The 8,082-nt window shown below is 62.0% G+C and carries 8 protein-coding genes; 2 read left to right on the top strand and 6 right to left on the bottom strand.

The genetic code is table 11. From position 1 onward, the window contains the following. Positions 1–37: 37 nt before the first annotated feature. The 5 genes from H928_RS29950 to H928_RS0102395 all read right to left on the bottom strand — a co-directional run bounded on the left by H928_RS29950 (position 38) and on the right by H928_RS0102395 (position 5,789). The gene (locus H928_RS29950) at positions 38–1,714 is read right to left on the bottom strand and encodes a DUF4384 domain-containing protein (RefSeq protein WP_084635616.1); all 1,677 of its coding nucleotides are present in this window, start codon (positions 1,712–1,714) and stop codon (positions 38–40) included. A gap of 117 nt (positions 1,715–1,831) precedes the next feature. Further along, positions 1,832–2,167: a hypothetical protein gene (locus tag H928_RS0102410; RefSeq protein ID WP_021025065.1), complete on the bottom strand. Its 336-nt coding sequence runs from the start codon at positions 2,165–2,167 to the stop codon at positions 1,832–1,834. A gap of 164 nt (positions 2,168–2,331) precedes the next feature. Next, positions 2,332–2,631 carry a hypothetical protein gene (locus H928_RS0102405; protein WP_021025064.1) on the bottom strand — a complete coding sequence of 100 codons (300 nt, stop codon included), beginning with the start codon at positions 2,629–2,631 and terminating at the stop codon, positions 2,332–2,334. Positions 2,632–2,748: 117 nt separating this feature from the next. Then, positions 2,749–3,162: a hypothetical protein gene (locus H928_RS0102400; RefSeq protein WP_148293011.1), complete on the bottom strand. Its 414-nt coding sequence runs from the start codon at positions 3,160–3,162 to the stop codon at positions 2,749–2,751. A 434-nt stretch (positions 3,163–3,596) separates the two neighbouring features. Continuing rightward, entirely contained in the window at positions 3,597–5,789 is a 2,193-nt protein-coding gene (locus H928_RS0102395) for a malate synthase G (RefSeq protein WP_021025062.1), read from the bottom strand. Positions 5,790–6,185: 396 nt separating this feature from the next. Here H928_RS0102395 and H928_RS0102390 point away from each other — a divergent pair, with 396 nt between their 5' ends. Together H928_RS0102390 and H928_RS0102385 are read left to right on the top strand one after the other, a co-directional pair. Then, positions 6,186–6,545: a hypothetical protein gene (locus H928_RS0102390; RefSeq protein WP_021025061.1), complete on the top strand. Its 360-nt coding sequence runs from the start codon at positions 6,186–6,188 to the stop codon at positions 6,543–6,545. Between the two features lie 345 nt (positions 6,546–6,890). Then, positions 6,891–7,250, top strand: a complete 360-nt coding sequence (locus H928_RS0102385) for a hypothetical protein (RefSeq protein ID WP_027010452.1) — start codon at positions 6,891–6,893, stop codon at positions 7,248–7,250. An 82-nt stretch (positions 7,251–7,332) separates the two neighbouring features. Here the strand turns inward: H928_RS0102385 and H928_RS0102380 are convergent, their stop codons facing one another. Then, on the bottom strand, positions 7,333–8,019 hold the full coding sequence (locus tag H928_RS0102380; protein ID WP_021025059.1) for a response regulator transcription factor: 687 nt from the start codon (positions 8,017–8,019) through the stop codon (positions 7,333–7,335). Positions 8,020–8,082 lie beyond the last annotated feature (63 nt).

Below are 8,082 nucleotides of genomic sequence, written 5' to 3'. Positions count from 1 at the left end.
AGGAGGCCGGCACGGCGGCCGGTTGCTGCGAGGCGCCTCATCGCGTTTTGCCGCGGCGTGCGGGGGCGGCGGCAGGGGCCGGTTGGGCGGGAACAGCGGCCACGGGGCCTTCCACTTCCCAGCGCAGCTGCGACTGGGCGATGACGCCGGTCTGCGCAGCAATCTGCTGCTGCACGGTTTCGATTGTGGTCAGGCTCTCGATCGGCGCGAGCTGGGCCTGGGTCAGGGCCACCGGCACGCGGCCGGTCAGCGGCTTGGTGGTCTGGGCGCAGTACACCTGCTCCACGCCGGGGCGGGCGGTCTCGATCAGGAAGGAGTTGGCCTGCGACACATCGGGCACCATCAGGCCGATGCGACCCTGGGCCACCACCGCCTGCTGCTGCGGGTTGGGATAGACCTGGGTGACCACTTGGGCGGCATCCTGGTAGTAGCAGTAGAGGAAGCCGGTACGGGCCGGTGCCACGCGCAGCACCACCGAGGTGCCGATGGGCAGCTGCGATGCCAGCTCCTTGTGGCCGAGCAAGGACAGCGCCAACGCGTCGGTGGTCGGCTCGTTGTCCGGCAGGCCATGCGGGCGCGGTTTCAGCTCGTCGCTTTGCGGCGAGTAGCTGGAGGCGATTTTGTCATCGGCCGACATGCCGGCATACAGGCGCAGCAGGCCCATATAGGTCTCGAAGTTGACGACGCCAACCGGGGTCAGGTCCAGCGATGCCTGGTAGAGCGCCAGCGCATTGCGTAGCGCGGTGGAGTCGTTGCCATCGATGGGGCCGCTCCAGGCGCCTTCGGCCTGCAGCACGCGCTGGGCCAAGGTGATGCGGTCGGCCGCGCCTTGCTCGTCAAACCAGGTGCGCATCTGGCGTTTGAATTCGGGGTGGTTCTGCTCGTAGTCGATGCATTCCCAGTACGGCACCTTGGCCCATTTGCCCACCAGCTCGATGGTGGCCAGGTCGACGAGCAGGCGCACGGCCGCGCCCGCGCCCTGGTTCACATCGGCAGCCACTTCGTACTGCACGCCCAGGCGGTAGATGTGCTTGGGCAGGCCGGTGGCGCGCCCGCCGATCTCGACCGAGCGGCCGCCGGTGGCCACGACCAGCTCGTTGGCCGAATCCAGACCGGGGTAGAGCGTGCGGGAGTTCATGTCGCCCAGATGCAGATCGAGCCCCACGACCGTGCCCAGCAAGTCCCAGCTGTAGCCGGTGTCGGTATTGGCGGTGGAGACGCCCAGGCTGCTGCGCTTGGAGACCACCGTCTTGTCGCCAAAGCTGATGGCGCCCGAGACATAGATCTGCGGCTTGCGCAGCTCGATCTGGCCGTTGTTGAGCAGCAGGCTGGTCATCGTCTGCACGGTGTCCTGCTTGAGCGCATCGACCTCATAGTCCACCACGCGGAAGGCCTGGCTGGTGCGCGACATGCGCGAGAGCGCCGTGATCACCATCTCCTTGGTGCCGGTGGAAAAGAGGCCCGAGGGATCGGGGATGCTCTTGACCGCCACCAGGGTCGAGGGCACCTGCTCGGCCGCCAGCATGCGGTCCATGCAGGCCAGGCCTTCGCGCATCGCCGATGCGGATTTGGTGGGTGTGACCAGCGGCGACTGCTCGGTGATGCCCTTTTCAATGATGTCCTTGCGGTCGGACAAGGTGGGCTGGATGCTGCAGGCAGACAAGGCCAGCACGCAGGGCGCAAGCGCCAGGCGGCGAATCGATGAAAGATGCATGGTGGTTGTTCGTTATGGCGATGGTGGGGCTGCCGCTGGGGTCAGCGTCCTGCCGGGCTCCCTCGTCCCGGGGTGGCTGCGCAGAGTTTTCTGGCTCCGGCGCAGAAACCATCGTGTTTATTTGCAGATATTGATCACGGAGCCACGTACGACGGTCACCTGGTCGGCATTGCCTGCCCCATAGCGGTTACCGATACCGGCCGTGCCTTCGTTGATCTGGGGGGCGGCACCCACATTGGTATTGCAGTTCTTGCCCGAGGGGCCGGTGACCATTTCACGCTCGATGGCGGATCTGGAGTCCTGCTCCGTCAGGTAGTTGCGGGCCATGGCATTGCTCACCTTGTTGCGTGAGGCCGGGTCGAGCCCGGTGCGGCCTGCGGGTGGCTTTTGCTGCGCCTGCGCGGCGGCGCACAACAGGGCGAGAACCCATACCCCGGCATAGCTGGCTTTCATGCGCAGTCTCCTGGAGGGACCCTCTGCACAGCGGTCGCAGGCTAAGAAATGCGGCCGCATCCTATAGCGCTGACGAATGCTCTGCAGAAGATCTTTTTGATAGGGGCCGGCCAGCGAACGGTCTCCAGACGCAGTCGCTGGCCAGCAGTGATGAAGGGTGGGGATTACTTGCCGTCGTTGGAGGCGAGGTTTTGCTCGGCCTTGGTCATCGCGCCGATCGCCATATTGGCCACGGCACCGTTGGTGACCGAGACTTCCTGCTTGTTATTGCCGCCAATATTGACGTTGCCCTTGTTGGAGGCCAGGTTTTGCGTGGCAGTGGCACCAGCGCCAATGGCCATATTGGCGACAGCGCCGTTTTTCACGGTGACCTTCTGGTCGTTGTTGCCTTTGATCTTCACTTCTGCCTGGGCAGACATGGCGATAGCCGAAACCGACACCAGAATTGCGAAAAACTTCTTCATAAAAATCTCCTCGTTACTGAAAGAATATGGTGCACATCCTTGTGATGCACCTCTGCAGTCAGCTCCCCTGTCGGAGAAACCGAACCGTTCATCGGCGTGCGGCCGCAGGGCGCCCTGCTACCGTCCGCCAATGTTCACTACGCTGCGCATGCCGGTGCCGGTGGCCTGGTTGACCACGGGGCCACCGACGGAAACCACCTGGCTGCCACTGCCGACTCCGCCATTGCGCGACGCAATATTCAATTCGCTATAGGCCCCGAAACTGGCCATGTTCGCGACCACGCCATTGACCGAGGTCACCTGGTTGTTGCCGCGGATCTGGCGGATGTTCTTGTTTGACGAGATATTCATCACAGCCTGGGCCGCTGGGCCGGAGATATTGACGATGCCGCCATTGACCACCACCTGCTGGTTGTTTTGGGCGAATACCGAGGCGCTCAGCCCCAGGCCTGCGCACAGCAGCAGATGCCGCTGTTTTGCCAGTGCCTGGATGAATGCCTGCTTGGCGCCTGTAATGGATTGATGGCCCATGGTCAATAGCTCCTTGCCGATAGACGAAAACTTGCTAAGGCGTGTTTTTAACTGCAGTCCGGCACGGAGAAATGACGAGTTGAAACCGGGTGATTCATGAATATTTCATGACATAAGAAATATCTAGTAGCAATCAGATTTTGTTTTTTGAAACTGCCTATAGAAAACAAATATGCAGGTAACAAGTGGATTACATATGAGGCTATAAACTGAATCGATGCGTAGGCAATTTCTTTACAAAGATCTGCAAATTGGCAACTCGCTTTACTTTTGAGCTTTGTTTTTACGAATACGTAAAAAAAGCCTGCTCCAACTGGGCAGGCTTCGAAGAGGATTAGCTTAGTTGCTATAAAAAAAGCAGCCCCAGGGGGCTGCTCTTGGTGTTTACCCTAGGGTAAACCATGCGCTGTGTCGCGCCAGGCGGAGGTCTGCGTTCAGGCGCCGGCCTTGACCTTCAGGCGCCAGGCGTGCAGCAATGGCTCGGTGTAACCCGAGGGCTGTTCCTTGCCCTTGAACACCAGGTCCAGCGCGGCCTGGAAGGCGGCGCCCTGGGGGTTGGCCACCAGGCTCTTGTAAGCCGCATCGCCAGCATTCTGGCCATCGACCACCTTGGCCATGCGGGCGAAGCTGTCGCGCACCATCGCCTCGGTCACGATGCCGTGCTGCAGCCAGTTGGCGATGTGCTGGCTGGAGATGCGCAGGGTGGCGCGGTCTTCCATCAGGCCCACGTTGTGGATGTCGGGCACCTTGGAGCAGCCCACGCCCTGGTCGATCCAGCGCACCACATAGCCGAGGATGCCCTGGACGTTGTTGTCCACTTCCTGCTGCTTGTCGGCGTCGCTCCAGTTCGGGTTGGCGGCCACGGGCACCTGCAAGATGGCATTGAGCAGGTTGTCGCGCTCGGCATCGGCGCTGGTCTTTTCCAGCTCCTTTTGCACCTCGGCCACATTGACCTGGTGGTAATGCAGCGCATGCAGGGTGGCGCCGGTGGGCGAGGGCACCCAGGCGGTGTTGGCGCCGGCCTTGGGCTGGGCAATCTTCTGCTCGAGCATGGCCTTCATCAGGTCGGGCATGGCCCACATGCCCTTGCCGATCTGGGCGCGGCCGCGCAGGCCCATGGTCAGGCCCACCAGCACATTGCTCTTCTCATAGGCGGGCAGCCAGGCGCAGGTCTTCATGTCGGCCTTGCGCACCATGGGGCCGGCGTACATGGCGGTGTGCATTTCATCGCCGGTGCGGTCCAGGAAGCCGGTGTTGATGAAGGCCACGCGCGCAGGCGCTGCGGCAATCGCGGCCTTCAGGTTCACCGTGGTGCGGCGCTCTTCGTCCATGATGCCGAGCTTGACGGTGTTGGCGGGCAGCCCCAGCATCTGCTCGACGCGGCCAAACAGCTCGTTGGCAAAGGCCGCTTCGGCCGGGCCGTGCATCTTGGGCTTGACGATATAGACACTGCCGGTGCGGCTGTTGCGGATGCCCTGGGCGCCCTTGCCCTGCAGGTCGTGCATGGCAATCGCCGTGGTCACCACCGCGTCCATGATGCCTTCGGGGATCTCTTTCTGGTCCGCGCCCCAGAGGATGGCCGGGTTGGTCATCAGGTGGCCGACATTGCGCAGGAACATCAGCGAGCGGCCATGGAGCTTGAGGCGGTCGCCATTGGCACCCGTGTACTCGCGGTCGGCGTTCAGACCCCGGGTCACCGTCTTGCCGCCCTTGTCGAAGGACTCGGTCAGGCTGCCCTTGAGAATGCCCAGCCAGTTGGCATAGCCGTTGACCTTGTCTTCGGCATCCACCGCCGCCACCGAGTCTTCCAGATCGAGAATCGTCGACAGCGCCGCTTCCACCACCACGTCGGAGACGCCGGCGGCATCGCTGCTGCCAATGGGCGTGGCCTTGTTGATGATGATGTCGATGTGGATGCCGTTGTTCTTCAGCAGCACCGATTGGGGCGCGGCCGCATCACCTTGGTAGCCGACAAACTTGGCGGCGTCCTTCAAGCCGGTCTTGCTGCCGTCCTTCAGGGAGATGGCCAGTTGGCCGCCTTCAACAGCGTAGCCGGTGGCATCGGCATGCGAGCCTTGGGCCAGTGATGCGGCCTGGTCCAGGAACTGGCGGGCATAGGCCACGACCTTGGCACCGCGCACGGGGTTGTAGCCCTTGCCCTTTTCTGCGCCACCGTCTTCGCTGATGGCATCGGTGCCGTAGAGCGCGTCATACAGCGAACCCCAACGGGCGTTGGCGGCATTCAGTGCATAGCGGGCATTGAGAATGGGCACCACCAGCTGGGGGCCGGCTTGCACGGCCAATTCGGAGTCCACGTTCTCGGTGCTGGCCTTTACGTCTTGGGGCTGCTCGACCAGGTAGCCGATCTGGGTCAGAAACTGGCGGTAGGCCGGCATGTCGGTGATCGGGCCGGGGTGGGCCTTGTGCCAGCTGTCCAGCTCGGCCTGCAGGCGGTCGCGCTCGGCCAGCAGGGCCGCGTTCTTGGGCGCCAGGTCAGAGACGATGGCATCAAAACCTTGCCAGAACGCAGCGGGCTCCACGCCCGTGCCTGGCAGCACCTGGGTGTTCACAAAGTCATACAGAACCTGGGCCACTTGCAGGCCGTGGACGGTGGTGCGTTCAGTCATGGTGTCTACCTTTCAATACTTAACAACTGCAGGTGCGCGGGAGCACCCATCAGCACACTTTATTCCATACCCACCATGGCAATCAATCCATTAAAAACACTTTGATATATGACTTTTATGGATGTAATCAACGGTTGCCAACGCCTCGTTAGGTGGGTGTGGATGTGATGGTTTGAATGATCCGATCCGACGGATTTATATATCAAGCCTCTGTCAGGGCTGCTGCCGGCGTAGGCGCTGGCTCGCTGCAGCGCCCTAGCACAGCTGTTGCCCAAAAGTAGCAAGCGATCAGAAAAAGCGCGCAAAGCTTGATGAAAATCAGAAATGATCAGATACAATCATTTTCATCAGGAGGCGGTAATTTCCCACGCGCCTTCGCTTTTCAGGAGTGTTTCCATGGCGAATTTGACCGACAGCTTGAATGATCTGATGTCTCTGGAAGGCGCTTTGTGCGCAGCGGTTGTCGACTACAACAGCGGCATGATGCTGGCCAGCGCCGGCACCGGCGTGGACATGGAACTGGCAGCTGCCGGTAACACCGAAGTGGTGCGCGCCAAGATGAAGACCATCAAGGCCCTGGGCCTGAACGAGAACATCGACGACATCCTCATCACGCTGGGCAAGCAGTACCACATCATCCGTCCTTGCTCGCGCCTGGCCGGCATCTTTGTGTACTACGTGCTCGACAACAAGCGCGCCAACCTGGCGCTGGCACGCCGCAAGGTGACCGACGTCGAAAGCGCGATGACCATGTAAGGGTGGGCCGCGCCTCGCTAGGCCGCGCCGCGCTAGGCCGGGCCAGCGCTGCTGAGCGGCCATGGTTGTTACCTGGCGTACCGCCATGGCGCCGCCGCGTCGCAAATAACATACGCTTTGTTACGAGTTGCGGGCCGCGCTGCTGCCCGCTTTTTTTGCAGGCGGGCACAAGCCAGCCCATGCGCGGCTGCTATCCAAATGTCAGATTCCTGCGCCGGCTGCACCTGCCTGGGTGACAGCCGCATGCAGAGAATGATTGCTCTGATCAGAAGTGACTTATTAGAATCATCTATACCTTAATAAGGTGGTAGTGCTTGATATAGATCACATGGATTGGAGATCGACATGGCAAATCTGAACGACAGCTTGAGCGACTTGATGACGATGGACGGCGCGCTGTGCGCTGCCGTGGTGGACTACAGCAGCGGCATGATGCTGGGCAGCATCGGCAGCGGTGTGGACATGGAGCTGGCAGCGGCCGGCAACACCGAAGTGGTGCGCGCCAAGATGAAGACGATGAAGGCCCTGGGCCTGAACGACAACATCGACGACATCCTCATCACCTTGGGCAAGCAGTACCACCTCATCCGCCCATCGCAGAAGCTGGCCGGCATCTTCGTCTACTACGTGCTGGACAAGGCCCGCTCCAACTTGGCGCTGGCCCGCCGCAAGGTAGCCGATGTCGAGTCGAACATGAGCATGTAAATACGCGCGAAGCGGCGTTGGCCGCCACCGCACAACGGGCCCGATGGGCCCGTTGGCTTTTGCAGCGCCCGTGCTGCACAGGCTAGGCCGAGACCAGCGGCGCGCGGAACTGGTAGCCCACTTTTTGCTGCGATTGCAGCGGCACCGCCAGCGGCGTGGCCTTTTCGATGCGGCGGCGCAGGCGGTAGATGGTGGCGTGCAGGCTGTTGTCGGAGTCGCTGGCCGTCGGGTAGCCCAGCAGCTCACGGATCTGGTCGCGGCCCACGACGGCGCCCTGGGCTTTTAGAAAACACTGCATCAGCATCAGGTCGGTGGGGCTCAGGTCCACGCTCTGGCCATCGGGGGTCAGCAGCAGGCTGCGGTGGCTGTCGAGCTTCCAGGCCGTGGCGACCTGGGCGGTGGTCATGATGCGGCGGTGCACGGCGCGCACGGCCAGCTCCACCTGCTCGAAGGTCACCGGCTTGGTCAGGTACATGTCGGCGCCGGCATTGATGACCTCGGCAAACACTTCGGGGCCCAGCCGGCCCGAGACGATCAGCACGCCCGCCTGGTTGCGCTTGCGCAGAATGCGCAGCAGCTCGGTGCCGTTGACGCCGGGCAGCATCAGGTCCAGCACATAGAAGTCAAAACGGTAGGGCTCGATGTCGGCCAGCAGGTCGCTGCTGTCGTTGTAAACCTGTACCTGAACGCCCTGGTTGCGCAAGTGCTGGGCCAGAAATTCGCTGTATTCGGGGTCGTCGTCGACCAGGGCGAGCGTGGCGGGGAGCATGGTGGTTCCGTGAAATGGTGCAGTCGGTGAAAAGTCCTGAGAAGCGCGGTGCCAGCTTCTGCA

The sequence above is a fragment of the Comamonas sp. B-9 genome (genome assembly GCF_000410635.1).
Classification (GTDB): domain Bacteria; phylum Pseudomonadota; class Gammaproteobacteria; order Burkholderiales; family Burkholderiaceae_C; genus Comamonas.
This window is presented reverse-complemented; position numbering and strand designations above follow the sequence as displayed.

What these genes read in the sequence shown, in the direction of transcription:
- H928_RS0102390 (WP_021025061.1), top strand. Translation starts at nt 6,186, where the DNA reads ATGGCGAATTTGACCGACAGCTTGAATGATCTGATGTCTCTGGAAGGC.
- H928_RS0102405 (WP_021025064.1), bottom strand. Translation starts at nt 2,631, where the DNA reads ATGAAGAAGTTTTTCGCAATTCTGGTGTCGGTTTCGGCTATCGCCATG.
- H928_RS0102395 (WP_021025062.1), bottom strand. Translation starts at nt 5,789, where the DNA reads ATGACTGAACGCACCACCGTCCACGGCCTGCAAGTGGCCCAGGTTCTG.
- H928_RS0102410 (WP_021025065.1), bottom strand. Translation starts at nt 2,167, where the DNA reads ATGAAAGCCAGCTATGCCGGGGTATGGGTTCTCGCCCTGTTGTGCGCC.
- H928_RS0102380 (WP_021025059.1), bottom strand. Translation starts at nt 8,019, where the DNA reads ATGCTCCCCGCCACGCTCGCCCTGGTCGACGACGACCCCGAATACAGC.
- H928_RS0102385 (WP_027010452.1), top strand. Translation starts at nt 6,891, where the DNA reads ATGGCAAATCTGAACGACAGCTTGAGCGACTTGATGACGATGGACGGC.
- H928_RS0102400 (WP_148293011.1), bottom strand. Translation starts at nt 3,162, where the DNA reads ATGGGCCATCAATCCATTACAGGCGCCAAGCAGGCATTCATCCAGGCA.
- H928_RS29950 (WP_084635616.1), bottom strand. Translation starts at nt 1,714, where the DNA reads ATGCATCTTTCATCGATTCGCCGCCTGGCGCTTGCGCCCTGCGTGCTG.